At 66.3% G+C, this 24,933-nt stretch carries 16 protein-coding genes; 8 read left to right on the plus strand and 8 right to left on the minus strand.

The window, feature by feature from the left end:
* The first annotated feature begins 150 nt into the window (after positions 1-150).
* The 3 genes from EWM63_RS30630 to ppk2 all read left to right on the plus strand — a co-directional run bounded on the left by EWM63_RS30630 (position 151) and on the right by ppk2 (position 3,671).
* Positions 151-1,482, plus strand: a complete 1,332-nt coding sequence (locus EWM63_RS30630; RefSeq protein ID WP_130189895.1) for an MFS transporter — start codon at positions 151-153, stop codon at positions 1,480-1,482.
* 156 nt (positions 1,483-1,638) lie between these two features.
* Positions 1,639-2,706: a patatin-like phospholipase family protein gene (locus tag EWM63_RS30635; protein ID WP_229487610.1), complete on the plus strand. Its 1,068-nt coding sequence runs from the start codon at positions 1,639-1,641 to the stop codon at positions 2,704-2,706.
* A gap of 44 nt (positions 2,707-2,750) precedes the next feature.
* The gene (gene ppk2, locus EWM63_RS30640) at positions 2,751-3,671 is read left to right on the plus strand and encodes a polyphosphate kinase 2 (RefSeq protein WP_130189896.1); all 921 of its coding nucleotides are present in this window, start codon (positions 2,751-2,753) and stop codon (positions 3,669-3,671) included.
* A 95-nt stretch (positions 3,672-3,766) separates the two neighbouring features.
* On the opposite strand, the gene EWM63_RS30645 is transcribed toward ppk2, so the two are convergent.
* Positions 3,767-4,309 carry a hypothetical protein gene (locus EWM63_RS30645; RefSeq protein WP_130189897.1) on the minus strand — a complete coding sequence of 181 codons (543 nt, stop codon included), beginning with the start codon at positions 4,307-4,309 and terminating at the stop codon, positions 3,767-3,769.
* A gap of 349 nt (positions 4,310-4,658) precedes the next feature.
* Between EWM63_RS30645 and EWM63_RS30650 the strand changes: the two genes are divergently transcribed.
* Together EWM63_RS30650 and EWM63_RS30655 are read left to right on the plus strand one after the other, a co-directional pair.
* Entirely contained in the window at positions 4,659-8,378 is a 3,720-nt protein-coding gene (locus EWM63_RS30650) for an SdrD B-like domain-containing protein (protein WP_130189898.1), read from the plus strand.
* 51 nt (positions 8,379-8,429) lie between these two features.
* The gene (locus tag EWM63_RS30655) at positions 8,430-9,173 is read left to right on the plus strand and encodes a PEP-CTERM sorting domain-containing protein (protein WP_229487611.1); all 744 of its coding nucleotides are present in this window, start codon (positions 8,430-8,432) and stop codon (positions 9,171-9,173) included.
* Positions 9,174-9,235: 62 nt separating this feature from the next.
* On the opposite strand, the gene yghU is transcribed toward EWM63_RS30655, so the two are convergent.
* Positions 9,236-10,072, minus strand: a complete 837-nt coding sequence (yghU, locus tag EWM63_RS30660; RefSeq protein WP_130189899.1) for a glutathione-dependent disulfide-bond oxidoreductase — start codon at positions 10,070-10,072, stop codon at positions 9,236-9,238.
* A gap of 192 nt (positions 10,073-10,264) precedes the next feature.
* Positions 10,265-11,491 carry an ROK family transcriptional regulator gene (locus EWM63_RS30665; protein ID WP_130189900.1) on the minus strand — a complete coding sequence of 409 codons (1,227 nt, stop codon included), beginning with the start codon at positions 11,489-11,491 and terminating at the stop codon, positions 10,265-10,267.
* A gap of 580 nt (positions 11,492-12,071) precedes the next feature.
* Here EWM63_RS30665 and EWM63_RS30670 point away from each other — a divergent pair.
* A complete protein-coding gene (locus EWM63_RS30670) occupies positions 12,072-15,137 on the plus strand; it encodes a TonB-dependent receptor (protein WP_229487612.1) in 3,066 nt (1,021 codons plus the stop codon).
* 164 nt (positions 15,138-15,301) lie between these two features.
* Positions 15,302-16,549, plus strand: a complete 1,248-nt coding sequence (locus EWM63_RS30675; protein ID WP_130189901.1) for a GGDEF domain-containing protein — start codon at positions 15,302-15,304, stop codon at positions 16,547-16,549.
* A gap of 127 nt (positions 16,550-16,676) precedes the next feature.
* Here EWM63_RS30675 and EWM63_RS30680 read toward each other — a convergent pair whose 3' ends face one another.
* A complete protein-coding gene (locus tag EWM63_RS30680) occupies positions 16,677-17,588 on the minus strand; it encodes a sugar kinase (RefSeq protein ID WP_130189902.1) in 912 nt (303 codons plus the stop codon).
* Between the two features lie 176 nt (positions 17,589-17,764).
* Between EWM63_RS30680 and EWM63_RS30685 the strand changes: the two genes are divergently transcribed.
* The gene (locus EWM63_RS30685; RefSeq protein WP_130189903.1) at positions 17,765-19,408 is read left to right on the plus strand and encodes a methyl-accepting chemotaxis protein; all 1,644 of its coding nucleotides are present in this window, start codon (positions 17,765-17,767) and stop codon (positions 19,406-19,408) included.
* A gap of 301 nt (positions 19,409-19,709) precedes the next feature.
* Here the strand turns inward: EWM63_RS30685 and EWM63_RS30690 are convergent, their stop codons facing one another.
* The 4 genes from EWM63_RS30690 to EWM63_RS30705 form a co-directional block, all read right to left on the minus strand.
* A complete protein-coding gene (locus EWM63_RS30690) occupies positions 19,710-20,363 on the minus strand; it encodes a MarR family winged helix-turn-helix transcriptional regulator (RefSeq protein ID WP_130189904.1) in 654 nt (217 codons plus the stop codon).
* 63 nt (positions 20,364-20,426) lie between these two features.
* Positions 20,427-22,304: a putative bifunctional diguanylate cyclase/phosphodiesterase gene (locus tag EWM63_RS30695; RefSeq protein ID WP_130189905.1), complete on the minus strand. Its 1,878-nt coding sequence runs from the start codon at positions 22,302-22,304 to the stop codon at positions 20,427-20,429.
* Positions 22,301-22,786: a YfiR family protein gene (locus tag EWM63_RS30700; RefSeq protein WP_130189906.1), complete on the minus strand. Its 486-nt coding sequence runs from the start codon at positions 22,784-22,786 to the stop codon at positions 22,301-22,303. Before EWM63_RS30700 ends, EWM63_RS30695 begins: the two co-directional genes overlap by 4 nt.
* Entirely contained in the window at positions 22,776-24,767 is a 1,992-nt protein-coding gene (locus EWM63_RS30705; RefSeq protein WP_130189907.1) for a TonB-dependent receptor plug domain-containing protein, read from the minus strand. The genes EWM63_RS30700 and EWM63_RS30705 overlap by 11 nt, the downstream gene beginning before the upstream one ends.
* Positions 24,768-24,933 lie beyond the last annotated feature (166 nt).

The following is a 24,933-nucleotide window of genomic DNA, read 5'->3' on the forward strand; positions in this document are numbered from 1 at the left end:
TGCGCGATCCCGCCGGCCGGCCCGTGGCCGGGCGGACGCAATATCATTTATCCGGGCGCCGACGGGCGTGCGTGCCCCCGCAACGCGGGCGCATCGGCGGCAAGAAAGCACCTACCGCACCGCCCGGGCTTCACGTATCAAGGAGACTGCATGGAAAACCAAGCGCTGGACGTCCGGACCCATATCAATGGCCGGAACATGTCCAGGTACCAGTGGCTGCTGCTCGGCCTTTGCTTCCTCATCGTCGCCACCGACGGCATGGACGTGGCGATCATGGGCTTCCTGGCCCCGGACATCATTGCCGAATGGGGTATCTCGCGCACCGCGTTCGGCGTGGCGATGAGCGCCACCCCGGTCGGACTGGCCATCGGCGCGCTGTTCGTCGGCCCCATGTCGGACCGCTGGGGCCGCAAGCGCATGCTGCTGGGCGCCGTCGCGCTGTTCGGCATCTTCAACCTGCTGAGCGCAGCCGCGAACGATATCGTGGTGCTGGGCCTGCTGCGCTTCCTCACCGGCCTGGGCCTGGGTGCGGCGATGCCCTGCTGTACCACGCTGCTGTCCGAATACGTGCCGGAGCGTTCGCGCAGCACGCTGCTGGCCGTGATGTTTACCGGCTTTAACCTGGGCTCCGCGCTGATCGGCTTTGCCGCGGCGGCGCTTCTGCCGTCGCATGGCTGGCGCGCCATGCTGCTGATGGGTGGCGCGATTCCGTTGCTGTGCCTGCCCTTCTATGTGTGGCTGCTGCCGGAATCGGCGCGCTTCATGGTGGTGCGCAAGATGGACCCGGCGAAGATCGCCGCCACGCTGCGCCGCGTGGTCGGCGGCACGTTCTCCGACGCGACCCGCTTCCACGTCAGCGAACCGCCGGTCGCCACCGGCCACCCGGTGGCCACGCTCGTCTCGCCGACGTACAAGACGATGACGTTGTCGCTGTGGACCACATATTTCATGGGCCTGCTGGTGATCTACCTGCTGGGCGGCTGGCTGCCGACGCTGATCCGCGACGCGGGCCTGCCGATCGAACGGGCCGCGAGCCTGACGGCGCTGTTCCAGCTGGGCGGCACGGTCGGCGCGCTCGTGGTGGGCTTCTACATGGACCGCTGGCGCGCCAACCGCGTGATCGGGCTGGCCTACGGCGGCGGCGCGATCTTCATTCTCGCGCTGGCGGCCAGCGACATCCACTCGGCGATGTTCACGGCATTCGTGATGCTGGCGGGCTTCTGCATGAACGGCGCGCAGACCGGCATGACCGCGTTCGCGCCGGCCTGCTACCCCACCGCGGTGCGTGCCACCGGCGTGTCGTGGATGCTGGGCATCGGCCGCTTCGGCAGTATCCTCGGTTCCTTCCTCGGCGGCGTGCTGCTGTCGATGGGCTGGGGCTTCTCCGCCGTGATCGCCATCCTCGGCATCCCGGCCGCCATCGCCGGCATGGCGATCCTGCTCGTGCATGCCGGCGCGCGGGGTGCGCCAAAGGCTGCGTGACGCGTGACCGGCACGCACCTTACAGGCACCTGACAGACACGTGACATTACAGGCGGCAGTGCGCACTGCCGCCTGATCCGTAGCGCCGCGCATCGGCAAAATTCCCTACCCTAGTCCATATCGGCCAACAGGCCTTTCGACTAACGGAGAATTACCTTGCTGATCACCACGCGAAAAACTGTCAGCCTCGCCCTGCAGGGCGGCGGCACCTACGGCGCCTTTACCTGGGGCGTACTGGACCGGCTGCTCGACGAAGAGCACCTCGTCATCGATTCACTGACCGGCAGCAGCGCCGGCGCCATCAATTCCGTCGTCACGGCCGATGGCTACGCCTATGGCGGCGGCCGGCGCGGCGCGCAGGCCGCGCTGCGCCGCTTCTGGACGACACTGGGCCAGGTATCGCTGATGAGCCCCCTGCAACGGTCGCCGGTGGACCGGCTCACCGGCCGCTGGGACATGGGAAACACACCCGCCTACCACCTGATGGAAATGATGGGGGCGATCATCGGACCCGTGACCAATGTGCCGCTCACCATCAATCCGCTGAAGCAGTTCCTGTCGACGATGATCAATTTCGAGCGGGTGCGCGGCTGCGAGGAATTCGAACTGTTCATCGGCGCCACCAATGTGCGCACCGGGACGGGGAAGATCTTCCGGCGCCGCGAGCTCGACGTGCAGAAGGTGGTGGCCTCCGCCTGCCTGCCGACCGTGTTCGCCGGCGTGCAGATCGACGGCGAACTGTATTGGGACGGCAGCTACGTCGCCAATCCGCCCCTGTTCCCGCTGCTCGAACGCCCGGCGCGCGACGTGATCGTCGTGCAGATCAATCCGATCGCGCGCACCGAACTGCCGCGCAGCCAGGCCGACATTGCCAACCGCTCCAACGAAATCGCCTTCAACATCGCCTTCGTGCGGGAAATCAGCGCGCTGCTCCACCACCAGGATCTGGCGGACGAGGAACGGGCCGCGCGCATGGCCGGCACGCCCACGCGCCTGCACCTGATCAGCGGGCTGGACGAGCTTTCCGGCCTTGGTTTCTCCAGCAAGTTCAATTCCGAACTGCCCTTCCTGGAAAAGCTGCACGGACTCGGCGCACAGGCCGCGGAAGCCTGGCTGCGCGAGCACGGGAGCGACCTGGGGAAACGGTCCACACTCGACCCGGCGCGCATCTTCACGGCGGACAAGGTGCTCGAACAGGAAGCGTCATCGGCCTGTCATGTTTGATCCGTAAGCTGTAGCGCCATCCACCCTCGTTGCCGGAGTACCGCATGTTGCAAAACAATCCCGAAGACCAGATGCACCGCGTGCAGCGCGACATCGCCGACAGTTACGACGAGGAGCTGGAACTGGAGCTGGACGATCGCGAGCTCGATCCGGAAACGCTGTTGCCGGTGCACGGACGCAGCGACGAGGAGCGGGAAGCACGCCGCGCCTACTTCAGCGAGTTGTTCCGCCTGCAGGCGGAACTGGTGAAATTGCAGGACTGGGTCGTGCACACGGGCCACCGGGTGGTGATCCTGTTCGAGGGTCGCGACGCGGCCGGCAAGGGCGGCGTCATCAAGCGCATCGCGCAGCGCCTGAATCCCCGCGTGTGCCGCGTGACCGCCCTGCCCGCGCCGAACGACCGGGAACGCACTCAATGGTACTTCCAGCGCTATGTATGCCACCTGCCGGCCGCCGGCGAGATCGTGCTGTTCGACCGCAGCTGGTACAACCGCGCCGGCGTGGAACGGGTCATGGGCTTCTGCACCGATGACGAGTACGAGGAATTCTTCCAGACCGTGCCCGAATTCGAGCGCATGCTGGCCCGCTCCGGCATCCAGCTGATCAAGTACTGGTTCTCGATCTCCGACGAGGAACAGAACGCCCGTTTCCTGGCCCGCATCCACGATCCGCTGAAGCAGTGGAAACTGTCGCCGATGGACCTGGAGTCGCGCCGCCGCTGGGAGGAATACACGAAGGCCAAGGAAATCATGCTGGAGCGCACCCACATCCCCGAGGCGAAGTGGTGGGTCGTACAGGGCGTGGACAAGAAGAAGGCGCGCCTGAACTGCATCGCGCACCTGCTCGAGCAGATTCCCTACGAGGTGGTCGAACGGCCGGCGATCGCGCTGCCGGAGCGCGAGTACCACGAAGACTACGTGCGTCGGCCGGTGCCGGCGGAGATTGTCGTGCCCGAGGTCTACTGACCCCTGCCGTCCCTTGCCGACTCGCTGGCCGAACCTTTACCGGCGCAGCGGAAGGGGCAAAGCGCCAGGCCCCGCGCCTTGGTTGTTGGCGCGCCTTAGTTGATGGCGCGCTTGTCGGCGCCGGCCGCGAGGCCCCCGCCATGGCCCCATGTCGGCCAGCTGTCATCGCGCGCCGGCGGCTGCGGCCGCGATAGCGCGAGCTTCATCGCGCCGATCACTTCATCCTTGGCCTGCAGGCGCTCGCGCCATGTCACGTCCGCCGCCTGGCGGGTGGCCTTTTCCAGCTGGGCGATCCGCTCCAGCAAGGCCATGCGGTGCTCGCAGGCCGCCAGCCGCTCGCGCAGCATGGCCACCTCCATCGCCGCTTCCCGTGCTGCGTCATCCGCCCCGCCGCCGTCCACCTGGCGCAGCACGGCCTGGATCGCCTTGTCCGTCGCTGCCGGCGATGCACCCGGCGCGCCCGGTTCCTCGCGGCGGCCGATTTCACCATAAGCGCGCGCCAGCGCCACCGAATCGATCTTCAGCGTGCCGTCGGCCGTGAACACCTTGTCGAGCCGCCCTTTTTCCAGGTCGCGGTAAATGGAAGCACGGCTGCGGCGCGCCAGGCGCGCGGCTTCGGTAACGGTCAGGAGTGCCATGAGGTCGATCGAGGGGTAAAGGCTCGCATGATGACTGGCCGATAACATTTCGTCAAGGCACTCCGCCAGGTGCACATGCGTCCTGTCCAGGACGTGCGAATTACAACAAGTTTTATTACATCGAATGTAACTTTCGTTGAAACTTAAAAACATTTATTTACTATTGGTACTACGCAGATCAAAATGCTATACAATCAGCAACATGTATGTCTGAGCTGCATCAAAACGGCCGCTCGTACTTTTCTTCCCGGCAGAGGCTGTACCCAACACCTGTACTGCGCCCCGGGGCAACCCCCGTCCGTCTACGCATCCATGAAATGCGCAGGACTGGCATTGGAGCACACACTGCATGAGCGACATTTCACTTACCAGCACCATCCACGTCGACGAGGACACCTCGGCGACCGTTTCCCTGCGTGACATCCTTGCGGATGCCGGCTATACCACCACGGCAGGCTTGAAAGTCGAGATGTACGAGACCGAACTGCCGAACGGCGAATGGGCGGAAGGCGATACCCCTTTGCTTGGCATGGTCGACAGCGAACATCTTTACATCCGCCCGGGTGCTTGGGAAAAGGACTATAACGGTGAATTCTTCACCTATCAGTTCTTGCTGGAGGACAAGGCAAATGGCACTTACCTGACGCTGGAAGTACGCGTCGTCATCGACCCCGTCAACGACGCGCCCACTGGTGCCGACCGAGACTTCGACCTGGCGAACCACGATCCCGTGGTGCTGGGCAAGTCCGACTTCGGTTTCGAGGATGCCGTCGAGGGCGACGCATTCAAGTCCATCATCATCAAGTCGCTGCCGGCCGACGGCAAAATCCTGCTGGACGGTGAAGCCGTCGCGAAGGGCGATGAGATCTCTGCCGCCGATATCGCGGCCGGCAAGCTGACGTTCGTGCCGAGCGACACCTCCGGCGGCATCGTCGAACTGGGCTTCCGCGTGCGAGACGACGGCGGCACGGTGGGCACCGGCGCGCAGGACACAAGCATCAACACGAACTACCTGTCGTTCAAGGTGCCCGTCCCGGAAGTGACCCCGCCGGGCGGCGGCGCGCCCACGCTGGCCAAGATCGGCGACACGGTATGGGAAGACGATAACGGCGATGGCCTCCAGGATGCGGGCGAAGATGGCATCGCCAACGTGACCGTGGCCCTGCGCGATGCCGACGGCAACGTCGTGCTCACCACGAAAACCGATGCGGACGGCCAGTACAGCTTCGAGATCGGTACCGGCACCTACACCGTCGCGCTGACCGCGCCGAACGGCTACGTCGCCACCGAAAAGAACGCCGGGTCCAACGGCGCCATCGACAGCGACATCGATGCGGGCGGCAAGACCGACGCGATCACGGTCACCAAGGGCGACGTCTACGACAGCGCCGACGCCGGCCTGTATCGCTACGCCAGCGTTTCCAGCACCGTGTGGAACGACACGGATGGCGACGGCAAGCTTGACGTGAACGAAGGCGGCATCGCCAACGTCACGGTCTCCCTGCTCGACGCGAACGGCAAGGTGGTCGCCCAGGCTTCCACCGATGCCGACGGCCATTACAAATTCGGCGACCTGAAACCGGGCACCTACAGCCTGAAATTCGACGCCGCCACGCTGCCTGAAGGCGTGACGTTCGCCTCCGGCAACGGCAGCACCGCGCAGGTGACGCTCTCCTCCGGCGAGAACGCCGTGTTCGAGGCGCCGGCCAACTCGCAGCCGGGCACGATCGCCAGCACCGTGTGGGAAGACGCCAACGGCAACGGCGTGCAGGACAGCGGCGAAACCGGCATCGCCGGCGCCACCGTATCGCTGCGCGATGCAAACGGCAATACCGTTGCCACCACCACCACGAACGCCCAGGGCGACTACACGTTCACCACGGCGGTCGGCAATTACTCGGTGCAGGTGGCCAAGCCCGCCGGCTACACGTTCACGAGCCAGAACACGGGCAGCAACGACGCGGTCGACAGCGATGTCGACGCGGGCGGCGCATCCGCCACGTTCGCCGTGAAGGCCAACGCCACGGTCGATCCGGCCGACGCCGGCCTGTATCGTGCCGCCTCGCTCGGCAACAAGGTCTGGTTCGACTGCGATGCCGATGGTATCCAGGACGCCGGCGAAAGCGGCATCCAGGGCGCCAAGGTCACGCTGCTCGACGCGAACGGCAAGTCGATCGCTTCGACCACGACGAACGCGAACGGCGAATACGCCTTCGCCGGCCTGAAGCCGGGCACCTACAGCGTGAAGTTCGACACGGCGCAACTGACCTCCGGCTACACGATCACGAAGCAGGATGCCGGCGGCAACGACGCGCTCGATTCCGACATCGACGCCAATGGCCTGTCGCAGAAAGTGACGCTGGTGTCGGGCGAGAACAACACCTCCATCGACGCCGGCGTGGTGCAGACCGCGACGATCGGCGACCGCGTGTGGCTCGACAGCGATGCCGACGGCATGCAAGACAGCGGCGAAGGCGGCGTGGCGGGCGTGGTCATGACGCTGACGAACGCAAACGGCGACGTGGTAACCACCACGAAGACCGATGCGAACGGCTACTACAAGTTCAACGTGGCGGCCGGTACTTACAGCGTGAGCATGAAGACGCCGGACGGCTACGGCGTGACGAAGCAGTACGCCACCAACGGCTCGTACGACAGCAATGCCGACGCCAAGGGCAACCTGGGCACCGTCACGGTCAAGGCGGGCGAAGCGCAGAAGTCGCTCGACGCCGGCCTGACGCAGACGAGCATCCGCAGCACCGTGTGGGAAGACAGCGATTTCGACGGCGTGCAGGACGCGAACGAATGCGGCATCGGCGGCGTGACCGTCAAGCTGTATGACGCGAACCATGTGCTGAAGGGCACCACCGTGACCAAGGCCGATGGCAGCTACGCGTTCGACAAGCTGGCCGCCGGTTCCTACAGCGTGGAAGTGACGCGCCCGACCGGCTACCACACGACGAAGGCGAACGTGGGTGCGGACAGCACCGACTCCGATTTCATCAACCTGGCCGGTTCATCGACGGTTGCGGGCAGCGGCGTATTCACGCTGGCCGCCGGCGAGCAGAAGACCGACGTCGACGCGGGCCTGTACCGCAAGGCCAGCATCGGCGACAAGGTGTGGCGCGACGCGAACCACAACGGCGTGCAGGACAAGGGCGAGGAAGGCATCGGCAAGATCAAGGTCATGCTGTATGACGCCACCAGCAACAAGGTGCTGGCGACGACGACGACCGACAGCAGCGGCGGCTACCTGTTCAGCAACCTCGATCCGGGCAGCTACTACCTGAAGTTCGACAAGACCAACGTGAAGTTCACCGATGCCAAGGGCCTCACGTATGCGATGAACGACTGGAAATGGGGCGTGCAGAACACCGGCAAGAACGACCTCGTCGACAGCGACGTCAAGGGCGACGGCGTGAGCAAGGTGAATCTGACGCAGACCGACGCCACGTTCCTCTCCTCCGGCGAGAACGACATGAGCTGGGATGCGGCGATCACGCCGATCGCCATCGACCTGAACGGCGACGGCATCCACACGATCGCGCGCGCCGACTTCGGCGGCAGCTTCGACCTGCTCGGCACCGGCAACGCGATCAAGTCGGGCTGGCTGTCGTCGAGCGACGCCTTCCTGGCGATCGACGCGAACGGCAACGGCAGCATCGACGATATCGGCGAACTGTTCGGCGGCGCGAGCAAGGGCAGCGGCTTTGCCAAGCTGGCGTCGTTCGACAGCAATGGCGACGGCTTCGTGACGGCCGACGACGCGCAGTTCGGCGCCCTGACCTTGTGGCAGGACGCCAACAGCAACGGCATCACCGATGCGGGCGAGCTGATCTCGCTGGCCCAGGCGGGTGTGACGTCGCTGGCGGTGTCCTTCGAAGAGCTGCCGTTCCTGGATGCCAACGGCAACCTGCACCTGGAACGCAGCAGCGCCACCGTCAACGGCCAGGAAGTGTCGATGACGGACGTGTACTTCAACGTCGACGCGGCCGACGTGGCCGCAGCCGGCATCGACGGCCTGAACATGGCCGAGCTGATCGGCCAGGCCGCCACGATCATCCACTAATCACCACCGTGCCGGCCGCGCCGGCACCATTAACAATAACTAAGGAATGACATGACCACCATTTTCGCCAAGCTGTCCGCCGTCGCCATCGGCGTTGCCCTGTTCGCTCCTGCGCAGGCCACTACCTCGACCAGCGTCTACATCGCTTCGCACAACGGCCAGCAAACGTTAGCGGCCAAGAATTTCAATGCGCTGGATAACCGGGGCTTCAACCTGCAGACGTGGGACGTTTCCACCAGCGCCGGCAAGACGTTCCTGGCCCTGTGCGTCGAGCCAGGCGCCAACATGGGCATGGAAAACCAGAGCTACGCTGCTGACTCCACGTTCAAATTCGCCGACCTTACTCCTGGTGTTGAGCGCCAAACGTCGATCGCGCGCCTGTATGGCCTGTACTACGACAAGATCACGGGGGCCGACGAGGCCTCGAAAGACCTCAGCCTGAGCTTCCAGCTTGCGCTGTGGGAACTCTACAACGACGACGCGACGTTCGAGACGGCTGCGACGGGCAAGCTTGCCGTCAATAATACGATCACTGGCGGTCGCGGCAACGGCGCGGGCGGCTATGCGGGCGCGGCCCCTATCGTCACCGACGCCTACAAGATGCTTGCCGAAGCGAAGGACAAGAGCCTGGCCTACACACAACAGTACACGTTCACGCGATACACGTCGGGGACGTCCCAGGACTTTGTGATCGCCCAAGCCGTCTCGGCCGTGCCGGAACCATCGACCTACGCGATGCTGGGCCTGGGCCTGGCCGTCGTTGGCTTCGCCGCGCGCCGCCGCGCCAAGCGTTGATCGTCGCTTGAATCAATCAAAACGGGCGCCGCGGCGCCCGTTTTTTCATCCGCCAACGATCGTCAGTCGAGATCGGCGGCGCTATGCCGTTCCGGCACCTGACGCTCGCCCTGCAGCCGGTTCACGCGGCGCCCGCGCTGCACGGCGGGGCGCGCCCCCACCTCCTCGGCCCAGCGCCGCACGTTCGTGTACTCGTGCACCGACAGGAATTCGCCCGCGCCATACAGCTCGCCCAGCGACAGCAGGCCATACCACGGCCAGATGGCCATGTCGGCGATCGTGTATTCGTCGCCGGCCACGAAACGGTGCGCCGCCAGCTGGCGGTCCAGCACGTCGAGCTGGCGTTTGGTTTCCATCGCATAGCGGTCGATCGGGTACTGCAGCTTTTCCGGCGCATAGGCATAGAAGTGGCCAAAGCCGCCCCCGACAAAGGGCGCCGATCCCATCTGCCAGAACAGCCAGTTCAGCGTTTCCGTGCGCGCGCGGGTCTCCGTGGGCAGGAAGGCGCCGAATTTCTCGGCAAGGTAGACGAGGATGGAACCGGATTCGAACACGCGCAGCGGCGCATCGCCACTGCGGTCGACGAGGGCCGGAATCTTGGAATTCGGGTTGGCTTCCACGAAGCCGCTGCCGAACTGCTCGCCGTCGCCGATGCGGATGAGCCACGCATCGTATTCGGCGCCGGCATGCCCCAGCGCCAGCAGCTCCTCCAGCAGGATCGTCACCTTCTGGCCGTTCGGCGTGCCCAGCGAGTACAGCTGCAGCGGGTGCTCGCCTATTGGCAGTTCCTTGTCATGGGTGGCACCTGCCACCGGGCGGTTGATGCTGCCGAAGGTGCCGCCGGCCGCCGTTGGCGGGGTCCAGACATCCGGGGGTACGTATTTCGTGGTGTCAGTCATGCGATCGCTCTCCTTTGCGGTGATGGCCGTCATGGTGCGGCCGTCGGGGTGGCTAGTTTGGCATGACTGGAAAAATCGCGTACGGGGCTGCGAATTCACGGCGAACCCCGAGGCACACCCGGGGTCAGACCCGCAGGGTCTGACCCCGGCCCTTTGCCTTTGGGTGCATGCATGCGGATTCGCGCCTGGTGCCTACGATCCACGCTCCGTGCGCCGCTCCAGCGTCTGCAGGTCCAGCGGCCGGGTGAGCCGGTAGCGCGCCAGCGCGGCGGCGCCCACGGCCACGGCATCGGCGCCGAAGTGCGACGTGCGGATTTCGGGTGGCGTCAGCAGCGCCGCTTCGGCGTAGCCGGCCAGCGTTTGCCGCGCTGGCCCGATCAGCGCGTCGCCAAGGCGCAGCGCCGGGCCGCCGATGACGATCGCCATCGGGTCGAAGCCGGCCCACAGGTTGTTGAGCAGGATGCCCAGCTGGTGCCCGGCCGCCGCCACCGCGGTGCAGGTGGACGGGGCGCCGTCGGCCACCCGCTTGTACAGCCGCTCCAGCGCCGCGTAACTGGGCCGTTCGTCGCCCAGCAACGCGGCCAGGCCGATCAGCGCATCGGCACAGCCGCGCCGGCCGCACGAGCAGCGCGGCCCGTCGGCCTGCAGGATCGCGTGGCCCACTTCGCCCCCGAAGCCGCTCATGCCCGTCAACAGCCGGTCGCTGACGATGATGCCCGCGCCGACGCCGTAGCTGATCGACAGGTAGATCAGCGGATCGCCCGCCGTTTCGCGCGAAAACTCGAACTCCGCGAGCGCCGCCACGTTCGCCTCGTTCTGCATGTACAGCGGCAGGCCGTGCAGCGCGGTGCCGGCGAAGTGCGCCTCGACCTGGGCGCGCACGTCGACGTTGCGCCAGCCCAGGTGCGGCGCATGGCGCAGCACGCCCGTGTGCTCGTCGACGGCGCCGTGCAGGCCGATCCCCAGGCCGAGAACGCGCCGCGCGCCGCCGGCGGTGGACGGTCGCGCGAGCCGGCGCGCCTGGCGCACCATCGCCTGCGCCGCCAGCCGGATGCAGGATGCGGGGTCGTGCGCATCGTCGTATTCGATGACGCGCGAATCAAGCACCTCGCCCAGCAGGTTCGTCGCCAGCACGCGCGCTTCGTCGACCCCCACTTCGGCGCCGATCAGCGCCAGCCGGCCCGTGTCCAGGTGCAGGGGCGTCGCGCGACGCCCGACCTCGCCCGTGACCAGCAGCTCGCTCTCGGACAGCCAGCCTTCCTCCATCAGCTCGCGCACGAGCTGGCTGACCGTGGATTTCGTCAGCCGCAGCTCGTCTGCCAGCGCCGCGCGCGACAGGCCGGGCTGCGTGCTGACCTGGCGCACCAGCGCCATCCGGTTCAGTTGTTTCAGGAGTTGCTGGTCACCGGTAACGGGCATGGCGGGTCGGGGTCGTTTGCAGTGGGCGGATTATGCAGCACCGGTGAAGCTCCCGCCAGAGCAAGGCCACCCGGTGCGGCCCGCCCGCGGCGCTCGATCCCGCGCCGGTGGACACGTTTCCATGGTGACCGTTGGTTTTATGCCGCATGTTGTGAGGATTTTGCAACGGTGAGAAAACACGGCAAGTCGAGCCACGCGTTCTGGCATGCCGAAAAGCAAACATGGCGCCGCCTTGGACACGTTTCCAGAAGTCGTTGATTTTGCTGTGAAAACGATTTCTTGGAAACCGTTTTCCCAATCATTACATAAGGTATGTAATCGTTCTTCATCACGTAAATGCCTGCCACAACAGGGTTTTTTACTGTTTCGTTACTAAATTTTATTTGTTCGCGCGATTGACCAATTACGCCAATTTTCTTACTCTTGCGTAAATTACGTCACGTGAGCAATGTTGCGCAGACAGCATGCGATGTGGCGAGTCCCGCGGCAATCGGAACGCCGGACAAGTGATTTGGCAAGACCAATGACGCCGCCTCCCCCTGCCCACGGGCGTGGCGTTCCACACCAGAGAGGAGACACCGTGCTGTACAGCAAGAAGAAGAGTTCCAAGGAACTCAGCGCATCACCCAATACCCACCATCGCCTGATCGCCATTGCCGTCGCCGGGGCTTGCGCCACGCTGATGGCGCCGGCGTTCGCGCAGGAGGCCACCCAGGCGGCACCGGCAGTAGCCCAGGCCGCCACCGGACCCTCGGCCCAGGAAGTCGCCGGCAACGTCGCCGGCAATGTGGCCGACCCGAGCGCACCAGCCACCGTCGTCGTCAAGGGCATCCGTGCCTCGATGCAGTCGACGCTGAACCTGAAGCGCAATTCCGACGGTATCGTCGACGGCATCGTGGCCGACGACATCGGCAAGTTCCCCGACACCAACCTGGCCGAATCGCTGCAGCGCATTTCCGGCGTGTCGATCGACCGCAACCGCGGCGAAGGCTCGCAAGTGACCGTGCGCGGCGTGGGCCCGGACCTGAACATGGTGCTGCTGAACGGCCGCCAGATGCCGACCTCGAACCTCGGCGACCTGGCTGGCCGCGCGTTCGACTTCTCGAACCTGGCGTCGGAAGCCGTGTCGCAGATCCAGGTGTACAAGAGCTCGCGCGCCGACACGCCGCCGGGCGGCATCGGCGCCACGCTGAACATCATGACGGCGCGTCCGCTGGAACTGGGCAACATGGCCAGCATCGGCGGCAAGCTGGTGTACGACACATCGAACGACAACCTGCCGCAGGAAGACGCGGCCAAGCGCTCGTACACCCCGGAAGTGTCGGGCATCTACAGCACCACGTGGGCCGACGGCATGTTCGGCGTGTCCGTCAGCGCCAGCTACCAGGAACGCAACCTGGGCGTGAACCAGGCGCAGATCACCAATGGCTGGAAAGGCCCGTACACGGCCACGCAGACCGGCGTCACCGGCGTGATCCCCCTGCCCGGCGCGCCCGGCTCGGAAAACATCACGAACCGCCCGGACGGCAGCGACGTGTATTCCGTGCCGCAGAATATCTCGTACTTCATGCGCGGTTCGCAGCGCCAGCGCACGAACGGCCAGCTGACGTTCCAGTTCCGCCCGAACAAGGACCTGACCACCACGCTGGACTACACCTACTCGCTGAACAAGGTGCAGACCAAGTACCACGAACTGTCGGCGTGGTTCAACCACGGCCCGTCCGTCTCCAGCTGGACCGACGGCCCGGTGGCGGCACCGATCTTCTACCAGGAGAACGTGGCCAACCAGGATATCGCGATGAATGGCGGCGACTTCGCCACCAAGTCCGAGAACAAGTCGCTCGGTTTCAACACGCAGTGGAAGGTGTCGAACGACCTGCGCCTGACGTTCGATGCGCACCACTCCACCGCGACATCCCAGAAGGACAGCCCGTTCGGTTCCAACAACGATCTGGCCACCGTCAGCTTCAGCCGCGGCAACACGCGCGTGCTCTTCGACAACGAAATGCCTGTGCTGTCGATCGAAGGCGCCGACTTCAACCGCGCGCCGATGCAGGTGTCCGGTTCGTGGTTCCAGGATGGCTACCAGCGCATGGAGATCGACCAGGCCCAGGCCGGGGGTCGCCTGAAGCTGTTCGAAGACTCCGAGCTGAACTTCGGCCTGTCGATCACGAACGTTAAGAACCGCTCCGCGTTCCAGCAGGTGCAGAGCGATTCGTGGGGCGGTGCCACGTCGCCGGCAGACTACCCGCAATCGATGTTCCGCCCGGATTCGCTCGGCCAGTACTTCGACAAGCTGGGCGGCCACGACAACCCGGCCCTGTTCCAGCAGATCCACCTGTTCGACTTCGCGGCGATGCGCCAGCGCGTCTCGGATGCGACCGGCAAGCCGGCCCTGTACCTGCCGAGCCTGTCCAATCCCGACTACGACCGCCGCACCACGGAAAAGAGCCGTGCGCTGTACTTCCAGCTGAACACCGAGTGGGATACGGCGATGCCGATGCACACCGGTATCGGCGTACGCTACGAAAAGACCGACGTGCTGTCGACGGCACTGTCGCAGACCGTGGCCGGCGTGAACTGGGTGGCGCAGAACGAACTGCCGTTCGTCTTCTCCGGCAAGGATTTCACGAGCCTGAAGGGCAAGTACCACCACTTCCTGCCGAGCCTGGACTGGGACATGAACGTGCGTGACGACTTCAAGGTCCGCGCCAGCTATGGCTGGACGATCGGCCGGCCGCGCTACGACCAGATCCAGGGCGGCACGAACATCAACCCGACCGGCAACATCAACTACGGTACCGGCACGCGCGGCAACCCGGCGCTGGAACCGGTCAAGTCGAAGAACCTGGACCTGTCGGCCGAGTGGTACTACTCGCCGCAGAGCACCGTGTCGCTGGGCCTGTTCCACAAGTCCCTGTCGAACTACGCGGGCCAGAGCGTGAACATGGAAGCGTCGCCGAACGTCACGACCCCGGTGGGCGGCGCGTACTGGAATGCCGCATTGGCTTCCGGCTGCATCAACACCGACACGACCTGCATCCGCAACTACATCTTCCGCAACTTCGCCGGCCAGGATGGCGTGGTGCGGGGCGCGCCGAATGCGCTGGGCAACGAGACGGGCACCATCTCGGGCATCGCCGGCAATCCGGCCGTGCAGTACCAGATCACGTCGTTCGTCAACGAGAAATCGGCCAACGTGAAGGGCGCGGAAGTCAACTGGCAGCACATGTTCGGCACCAGCGGCTTCGGCATCCAGGCCAACTATACGTACGTGAAGTCGAACCTGGCCTTCGACAACGCGGGCTCGGGCAACCAGTTCGCTCTGGTCGGCCTGTCCGACTCGGCCAACGTGATCGGTATCTTCGAGAACGACAAGTGGTCGATCCGTGCCGCGTACAACTGGCGCGACGAGTTCCTGTCCTCGGTCACCGACCAGGCCGGGCCGAATCCCCAGTACGTGGAGCCATATGGCCAGGTCGACCTGTCGATCGGCTACAACCTGACCAAGAACCTGACGCTGCAGTTCGAAGGCATCAACCTGAACGACGAAACGCAGCGCGTGCACGGCCGTAACAAGATGATGGTGCTATCCGCCACGCAGGGTGGACCGCGCTACATGCTGGGCGCGCGGTACAAGTTCTGATGAAGGGTTGATCGTCGCGGCGCATCGCAGCGCCGCGCTCCCGGCGGGCCGTCCAAGGACGGCCCGTTTTTCATGGCGCGCATGGCGCCTGCCGGCTTGCGGCTGCCTGCCGCGGCGCGGCGAAACCGGGAGTGCATAACAGATTGATACTTATAAGAATTTAAATGTACAATGCCGGGGCATCGCGCACGTCCGGTGCGCATCGTTCATGCCAGAAGGACCCCGTGCCGCACCGCGACCTGCCCCATCCCCGCCTTGAAATCGATCGCCAGCGTGCGGAGTTCGCGGACGCGGCCGTCGAAGATCGCTTCAACCGCCACCACCTGCCCGAGCGTTCCGCCCAGCTGAAGATCAGCCTGCTGTTCTGCGCCGCCTTCTACGTGGCCTTCGGCGCCACCGACGTGGCCACGCTGGGCCCGACCACCACGGCCGGCGTGATGATCGCACTGCGCGTGCTCGTGGCGCTGATCGCCGGCGCCGGCCTGCTGGCGATCACGCGCCGCCCTGAATCGGTGCGGGTGGCGGTGCTGGCCGCGTGCAATGTCGAAATCGTCGGCCTCGCGGTATTCATGGTGCTGTGCTGGTACCAGCCTGCCGCCATGACGTGGAACGTGATGTCGCAGGCGCTGATCCTGATGGCCATCTACGTCAATATTCCGAACCGGTTCATCTACGCCGTATGGATCGCCTGCGGTTCGTCGGCCGTGTTCTGCGTGATGCTGTTTGTCCAGGGCAGCCTCAGGATGGACGACCAGGTGGCGCTGGTGCTGCTGCTCATGCTCGGCAATACGCTCGGCTACATCGGCGCGCGCCGCTTCCACCTGGCGCAGCGCGAGCAATTCCGCTCCGCCATCCTGCTCGAGCAACTGGCCGACCGGGACCCGCTGACGGGCTGCTTCAACCGCCGCGTGCTGCAAAGGGGCCTGCTCGATGCCGAGCTGGCGCGGGCACGGCGCTACGGCACGGCGCTGTCCGTGATCCTGTGCGACATCGATCACTTCAAGCGCATCAACGACACGCATGGCCATGCGGCGGGCGACCATGTGCTGCACGAATTCGGCGGCCTGCTGCTGGCGATGACGCGCGAAACCGTCGACAGCGTGGTGCGCTACGGCGGCGAGGAATTCCTCATGGTGTTGCCGGAAACGGATCTCGATGGCGCCCACGCCCTGGCCGAACGGATCCGCCATGCGTTCGGCAGCACCGGCAGCGCCGTCGAGCTGGGCCAGTTCGTGACCGCCACCGCCAGCTTCGGCATCGCCGCCGTGCCGGCGCTCGATCCCGATGCGCCGGACCGCCCGGACATGCTGGTCGAGGCGGCCGACGCGCAGTTGTATGCGGCGAAGCGGGGCGGGCGCAATTGTGTGCGCGGCGTGGCGGTGACGGCGGCGCCGGTCAGGTCGACGGCGTAAGGTTTCCGAGGCAGCCGTGGTGCGCGAGCAAAAGGCTGGGGTCAGTCCCCTCGATGCGCGAACAACCAGGATTGACGCCTTCACTTACCGGGGACAGACCCCGGTGACGCACGCGTTCTTCGTGACATCAAGCTTCAACTGACGCGTTCCGAGGTGGAATCGCGCCGCGGTGTGCCAGCTTGGCGGCGGCGACACGGTTGGCGAGACCGGCGGCTTCGGCGGGCGTCTCGCCACGCAACACGGCGGCGAGATAGGCGCCATTCCACGCATCGCCGGCGCCGGTGGTATCGACCACGTTCGCGGCCACCGCGGGCACCGCCGTGCGCTCGCCGTGCAGCCACACTTCGCAGCCCTCTTCCCCGTGCTTGACCACCGCGTGCGCCACCAGCGCCTGCGGCGCACCGGGCAGGATGGCGGCATCGGCCGGCAGGCTCGGGAGCAGGATGTCGACGTACGGCAGCAGCTCGGCACAGGCGGCGCGGGCAGCATCTTCATCGTTCCACAAGCGCGGCCGGTAGTTCGGATCGTAGGCCACCAGCACGCCCCGTTCGCGGGCGATGCGGGCCGCGGCCAGCGTGGCGGCGCGGGCACCGGGTGAAATGGCTTGCGTAATGCCCGACAGCAGGATGCAGCGGGCCGAGGCGATGAAGGCCACGTCGATATCGGCGGCGCTCAGCTGCGAGGCGGCACTGCCGGCCCGGCGGTACGTGAACGACCGTTCGCCGTGCGCATCGAGCGAAATGAAATACACCCCGTTTTCACCCGGCACCAGCGGCGCGTGCGAAACGTCGATCCCTTCGTCTTCCCAGGCGGCGCGCAGGCCGGCGCCGAACGGGTCGTCACCCACCCGGCTGGCGAATGCCGTGCGCGCGCCCTGCCGGCTCGCCGCGACGAGCGCGTTCAGCACGTCGCCGCCATAGGCCTTGCCGAAGCGTTGCGCACGCGACAGCGGCTCGGTGGCATTGAACTCGACCATGCATTCGCCCAGGCCGACCAGGTCGAAGCGGCGTGCGGTGTCCGGGGGGTTGGATTCAGTCATCGATGAATTGGTGGAAGGTTAAATAAACGCCAACACAAAATCGGCCTTCCAGCTTTTACCATCGTTTTCCGTCGCTGAAAAGTTCTTTGTGCGCCAGCCATGCCATCACTACGGTATAAATGGCGGCACGAAAGGCGGGCCACTGCCGGAAACCTGATCACTAGGAGACGACGACAATGAATGTAGCGAATCTCACCATCGGAAAACGGCTGGCGCTCGGCTTTGCGATCGTGTGCGTGATGCTGATCGCGATGGTACAGCTGTCGAACGTCATGCTGTCGCGGGTGAATACCGGCACCGGCGAGATCGTGAACAACCGGATGCCGAAGATCGAGGCGACCGGCCGCATGCTGGAAGAAGTCAACGACATCGCCATCGCGCTGCGCAACATGATCCTCAACGACCATCCGGACGACCGCCGGCAGCAACATGCGGAAGTGGTGGCGTCGCGGCAGGCGATCAACGACGTGATGCGCGAGCTCGAGGCCACGCTGCAGGATCCGAAAGCGCGCGACCTGCTGCGCCAGATGCGCGCCGACACCGACCGGTACATCGCCGCGCAGGACACGCTGATCGGCCACGTCAACAGCGGCGCCACCGACACGGCGCGCGCCTACCTCGTGGGCGAAATGCGGCCCCTGCTGGTGCGCCTGAAGCAGGCCACCCGCGAGCAGGCGGCGTTGCAGAAACAGATCAGCGCGAACGCCGCCGAGGCGGCGGCGGACACCTATTCGAGCACGCGCAACCTGATGTGGGGCCTGGGCTTCATCGCCGTCGCGCTGGCGGCCGCCGTGGCATGGTGGATCACGCGATCGATCACGGGGCCGGTCGAACAGGCGCTCGGCGTGGCGAACACGGTGGCGGCGGGCGATCTCACGAGCCGCATCGATGCGCAGACACGCGACGAGATGGGCGAACTGCTGCGCGCGCTGCGCCGCATGAATGAGAGTCTGGCCGCCACGGTGGCCACGGTGCGCCAGGGAACGGACGTCATCGCCACCGCCGCGGCCGAGGTGGCGACCGGCAGCCAGGACCTGTCGTCCCGCACCGAACAGCAGGCCAGCGCACTGGAGGAAACGGCATCGTCGATGGAGCAGCTGGCATCCACCGTGAAGCAGAATGCCGACAATGCGCGCCAGGCCAACACGCTGGCCGGCGCCGCCTCGCAGGTGGCGGCGCGCGGTGGCGACATCATCGGCCGCGTCGTCGGCACGATGGACGATATCCGCGCGTCGGCCAGCCGGATCGGCGACATCACCAGCGTCATCGACGGCATCGCGTTCCAGACCAATATCCTGGCGCTGAACGCGGCCGTGGAAGCGGCGCGCGCCGGCGAACAGGGGCGCGGCTTCGCCGTCGTCGCTAGCGAGGTGCGCGCGCTGGCGCAACGCTCGGCCGCCGCGGCCAGGGAAATCAAGGAGCTGATCAGCGCTTCCACCGAGCAGGTCGCCGCCGGCAGCCAGCTCGTGGGCGAGGCCGGCGCCACGATGGGCGACATCGTCGCCAGCGTGCAGCGCGTGACGGACATCATGGCCGAGATCACCGCGGCCAGCACCGAACAGTCGGCCGGCATCGAGCAGATCAACCGGGCCGTGGTGGAGATGGATGCCGTGACCCAGCAGAATGCCGCGCTGGTCGAACAGGCGGCCGCGGCTGCCGAGTCGATGAAGGACGAGGCACGGAGGCTGGCGGAGGCGGTGGCGGTGTTCAGGATTGGAGGGGATGTGGGGGTGGGGGCTCAGGGGTCGCTGGGGTCTCTGGGGTCTGTCCCCGGTAAGCGGCAGGGTCAGCGCTTGCTGGCGGCGTCACGAGGGGACTGACCCCGGTTTTATGCGGGCGTTCCGACGGCGCGGCCAAAAGGCTGGGGTCAGTCCCCTTGATACGCTAACGGCAAGTCTTGGAGTTCACAGTTACCGGGGACAGGAAGGAGTGATCCCTTGCAAGGGATCACCGCTGCGCAGGCGAGGAGCATGCTCCTCGAACCCCCTGCTCCGCCCCCTGCTGATCAACCGCTAGTTGCGAGCTCGCGGAATAACCGGTGTCTGACACATTTTCCGGGAAAAACGTCCGGAAAAAATGTCAGACACCAGAAGCGCCATCTGCGACATCACCTGGTGCAATTCACGCGAAGATTTGCCAGTTGCGCTGGGCGGCGGTGGGGTCGGCGGGTTCGTGTTCGGCGCAGTCGATGCGCAGGAAGGCGATGGGCAGGGGGGCGCCGACGAGGGCGCAGTGGTGCGGGGCGTCGGCGCCGGGGAATTTGTTGGGTTCGAAGTGGCGGCACGACAGGCAGACGCGCAGTTCGGGGAAGCGTTCGGTCTTCTGCAGTTCGGCGATCGTCTTGAACAGGCCCGTCAGCAGGGCCACCTGCAGCGCATGGGGCAGCGCGGAGACGGCGTCGTCGGCGAAGTCCAGCGCGCCCTCGAGCCGCCCGGCCAGTTGTTCCCCCTCGGGCGTCAGCAGCAGCGCCGTGGCGCGGCCGTCGTCGGCCGCGCGGGTCTTGCGCACGTAGCCCTTCGACACGAGCGCGGCGACGGAATCGCTGGCGCTGGCCGTGGAAATCGACAGTTGCTGCGCCAGCCACGACAGCCGCATGCCACGCGCGCGGCGGTGCAGCAACTGCACGATCTCCGCTTGCGCGGGATTGAGCTGCTCGGCGGTGGAAGCAGCCCACATGCCGGCCCGCATCACGCTGGCCAGGCGGGCGATGGCGGTGACGATCCGGGCCGACAGGTCCGGCGTCGTGTCCCAGGGAGTTTCCGGCGAGATGTCCATGCCGCAGCCTAGTGCCGCCGCGGCGCCATGTCAAGGAGTCCTAAGGGCCGCCAGGTCCCGGCGTCACGCCGTGGCAGGCTCGAGGAAGCGTTCCCTGAACGCGTCGGCCGCCATCGGCATGCCCAGCAGGTAGCCCTGCACGACGTCGCAGCCCGCTTCGCGCAGCCATTCGAGCTGGCGTGGTTCCTCCACGCCCTCGGCCACCACGGTGAGCCCGAAGCCGCGCGCCAGCGCCAGCACGGCGTGGATGATGGTTTCCCCCCGTTGCGGCAGCAACTGCACGAAGCTGCGGTCCACCTTCAGCTGGTTGATCGGGAACGTCTGCAGGTAGGCCAGCGACGAGTAGCCCGTGCCGAAGTCGTCGATCGCCAGGCGCACGCCGAGCGCGCGCACGGATTGCATGAACGCGAGGGCACCTGCCACGTCTTCCATCAGCACGCTTTCGGTCAGCTCCAGTTCCAGCCGGCCCGGCGCGAGGCCGCTGGACGCCAGCGCGCGCGTCACGTCCTCGATGAAGCCGGGCTCGCGCAGCTGCCGCGCGGACATGTTGACGGCCAGCGTGAGGGCCGGACCGCCGGCGCGCTGCCACTGCGCCACTTCGGCGCAGGCATGGCGCAGCACCCAGCTGCCCAGCTCCACGATCAGGCCGCTTTCCTCGGCGATTGGGATGAATTCGGCCGGCGAGATCGGCCCGTGTTCCGGGTGGCGCCAGCGCACCAGCGCCTCCACCCCGAGCAGCGCACCGCTGGCGCAATCGAACTGCGGCTGGTAATGCACGGCCAGCTGGCCACCATCGATCGCCCGGCGCAGCTCGCGCTCGAGCGCGGCGCGCCGCTGCGTGGCCGCCGTCATCGCCGGCACGAACTCGGCCAGCCGGTTACGACCCGACTGCTTGGCGTGGTACAGCGCCGTGTCGGCGCTGGACACCAGTTCGCTCATCGTCGTCGCATCGTCCGGATACAGGCAGACGCCCACGCTGGCGGTGGCGAAGAATTCGCCCCCTTCCACCGCGAACGGATGGCGCAGCGCCTGCGTGACCTTGTCGGCGATCGCCACGGCGGATGCGCGGCCCGGCACCGGCGCCACGATGATCGCGAACTCGTCGCCGCCGATGCGGCCCACCAGGTCCGAGGTGCGCACCGCGCCGGACAGCGCGGCGGCCACCTTCTTGAGCAGTTCGTCGCCGGCCGCGTGCCCGGCGGTGTCGTTGACGGTCTTGAAATTGTCCAGGTCCACCAGCAGCAGCGCTACCTGCGTGCCCGCCACGCCGGCCTCCTCCAGCGCGCCTTCCAGCCGCGCATAGGTGGCGTGCCGGTTCGGCAGCTGCGTGACGTGGTCGGTGTGCGCCATGTAGTCGAGCTTGCGCTCGGCGGCGGCCACCCGCGCACGCGTGGTACGGCCCAGCGTGGCCACGACCAGCATGGCGCCCAGCGATGCGACCACCAGCAGGCCCACGTAGCGCAGCATTGCCCCGCGCAGCCGGTCGGTGCCGACGTGCAGCACCGTGTGCCCCACCACGTTGCCGCGGTAGCGCACCGTGTCCTTCACCACGATGCCGCCATCGCGCTCGCCGAGGGCGGCTTGCAGCGTCAGCGGCAGGCGGCTGTCGGGGTACGAGAATTCCGCGAAACGGCGGCCATCCTGGTCGTAGATGCCCACCGCCTTCAGGCCTTGCGCATAGCGGAACGCGCGCAGCGTTTCCTGCGCCGACTCGCGGTCGCCGAACATCAGTGGCGCGGTCACGCTGTCGGCCACGATGGCCGCCTGCACGCGGGCGCCATCGGCCAGCGCCTGGCGGATCTCCAGCAGCTGGTAGGCCACCAGCACGGCGCCGGCGATCACCAGCGCCGCCACGGCCGCCAGCAACTGGCCGCTGCGCAGCGCGGCGGCGATCGGCATGCGGCCTTTCGGGGCCGTTGCCTGGGATGGGAGCAGTTTCATCGCACGTTCCTCGCCAGACGCAACAGGCGCGAACTGAAGCGCAGCCCGGCGCGCGCGGCTTCCTTGGTGTCGATATCGAAGCGCAGGTGCTGGTCTTCCTCCACGAGCGCCACGGCCCCGGCGTAACCGGTGGCCGGTTCATCGACGACAGCCAGCATGCCCGTGCCGTCCGCCGCGGGGCGTACGGCGCCGGCACGCAGCACGGTCACGTCGCACGCCGTGCCGGCCGCCGGCTCGACGACGGCGACCTTGCGCTCGCCCACCGGCTTGCCGTGCAACTGGCGCAGGCTTTGCCACAGCGCGTGGCCGCTGGCGACGCACACGTTCAACGGCCGCGTGCCCGCGTTTGCGGGCCACACCGTGAACTGGGCGATGTTGTAGATATAGGCGGCTTTCAGCACGGCGTCGTCCGTCTGGGCGCGACCGGGCAGCGCCGCGACGAACAGCGCCAGCGCAGTGGCGGCCAGGTATTCAGAACGCATAGCCCGTCTTGACGAGCACCGTGCGGCCCTCGCGCGCGATTGCCTCCTGCACGAAGGCAGGGCCGGCCGGGTCCGCGTAGCGGCGCCCGGTCGCGTTATACATGCTGACCGACCAGTCGACCTTGCCGGTGCGGGTGGCCGGGCCGAGCGTGAGGTTCCACCGGCAGAAGCCGCCCGTGCTGGCGTTCTCGGTGAGGCGGCGCGACGTGCACTGCCCTTCCGTGCCCAGGCGCAGCCGGTCGCCCGGCAGCGCCCACGTGGCGTTGACTTTCAGCAGGTGGCGCGGCGAGTTGACGAGCCAGGCGCCTTCGTGGTCTTGCGCATGCTGGTACGTGTAGCTGCCACGCACGCGTGTGCCGCCGGCGAACAGGCGTTCGCCGGACAGCTCGACGCCGTCGGCCGAGGCCCGCTGGGTATTGTCGAACATGAGGATGCCGTCGGGGCGCAGTATTTCCGTGATCAGGCCCTTGATCCCGTAGTGGAACGCCGACAGCGACACCTTGCTGTACGCGTTCGGCTGGCGTTCCCATACCACCTCGGTCGTGGCGATTTCTTCCGCGCGCAGGTACGGATTGGCATCCGCATAGGCGTCCACGTCGTAGTACAGCTCGTAGGCGTTCGGCGAACGGTAGGCGGTGCCGTAGATCAGCTTCAGCGTATCCTTCGCGCCGGCGTGCCAGATCAGCGCGGCGCGCGGGTTGACACGGCTGCCGGTGATGCTGTCGTGGTCATAGCGCACGCCGGCGTTCAGGATCAGGTCCGGCGTCAGCCGCGCTTCGTCCTCGATGAAGACGCCCGCGCGCGTGGCGGTACGGCGGTCGTTCATCGCCACTTCGTAGGGGTCCAGGTCGAAGTTGTATTGCTTGATTCGTGCGTTGCGCTGCGCATCCACGCCCACCAGCAGCTTGTGACCGGCCAAGGCGGTGTACGTGGCGGTTGCGTTCATCGCATACCACGAGCCCTGGGCGCCATCGACGTTGGTGCGCGGATTGCCTTCGTCGTCCGGATACGGGCCCGCACCCACGTAGGCGACGCGGCCCCAGTCCAGGCGTGTGGAAAACTCCAGCGTGTCCGACAGGTCTTTCGTGTAGCCGATGCTGGCGAAACTCTGCGCGTCGCGCGTCCGGTTCGCCATGTTGTACATGGCGCCGTACGAAGCCGTCGGCACGCCCTTCTCGCGCGTCACATGGCCTGCGCTGAACGACAGCGGGCCGCGCGAGGCTTTCACGAACGCGCTGCGCGAACGGTCATTGTCCTGGCCCGCGGCAATGCCGTTGTTCTGGTCGGGCGTATCGAATTCGGCCGCGTAGAGGTCGCCGCCGTCACGCGTGAACCCGCTGACGGACAGCAGCACGTCGGTGCCGTCCTGCGCGTGGTAACCGTAGCTGGCGCGGCCGCGGCGCTCGCCCTTGCTGCCCACGGACACGGAGACCTGCGGACCGGCCAGCGCACTGCCCGACTTCGTGACCACGTTGATCACACCGAAGATCGTGTTCGAGCCATAGACGGCGGCGCCGGGGCCCGGCACGTATTCGATGCGCTCGACAAGATCCATGTCCAGCATGCCCTCGGTGCCGATCGATGCCTGGTCATACACGTTTTCGTTGACGCGCACGCCGTCGATCATCAGCAGGAAGCGGCCGTTGTAGTCGCCCGGGCGCTGGAAGCCGCGCGCGCCGATATAGGAATAGTTGCGGTCGTCCGAGATATACACGCCGGGCAGGCTGGCCAGCGCCTCGGCGAGCGTGCGCCAGCCATGCTCGCGCACGTCCTGCGACGTGAGCACCGACACGGCTGACGGCGCATCGCTGACGCGCTGCACGAAGCGGGAAGCCGATGTGACGACGGTGACACCCATCAGGCTTTCAAGCGGCATGGCCGCCAGGTCGTCGGCTGCCGCGTCCTGCCCGGAGGCCTGCGTAAATGCGGCTTGCAAGGCAAGCGCCACGATGATGTTGCGGCGAAGATTTTTGCTGGACATTGTTGTTGGGCTGACGCGATGTGGTCCGGCTTGAATCCTGCCGGCGGATGATTTACCTAAGGCAACATGGTACCAATAAGGCGAATCGAATGTGTCTCAAAATATTTTCCAAGTAACTTTTTGTGCGCATAAGCAACACATTGCAGAGTCTCCACCGGGGCGGTGC

The sequence above is a fragment of the Pseudoduganella lutea genome, assembly GCF_004209755.1.
GTDB classification, from domain to species: domain Bacteria; phylum Pseudomonadota; class Gammaproteobacteria; order Burkholderiales; family Burkholderiaceae_D; genus Rugamonas; species Rugamonas lutea.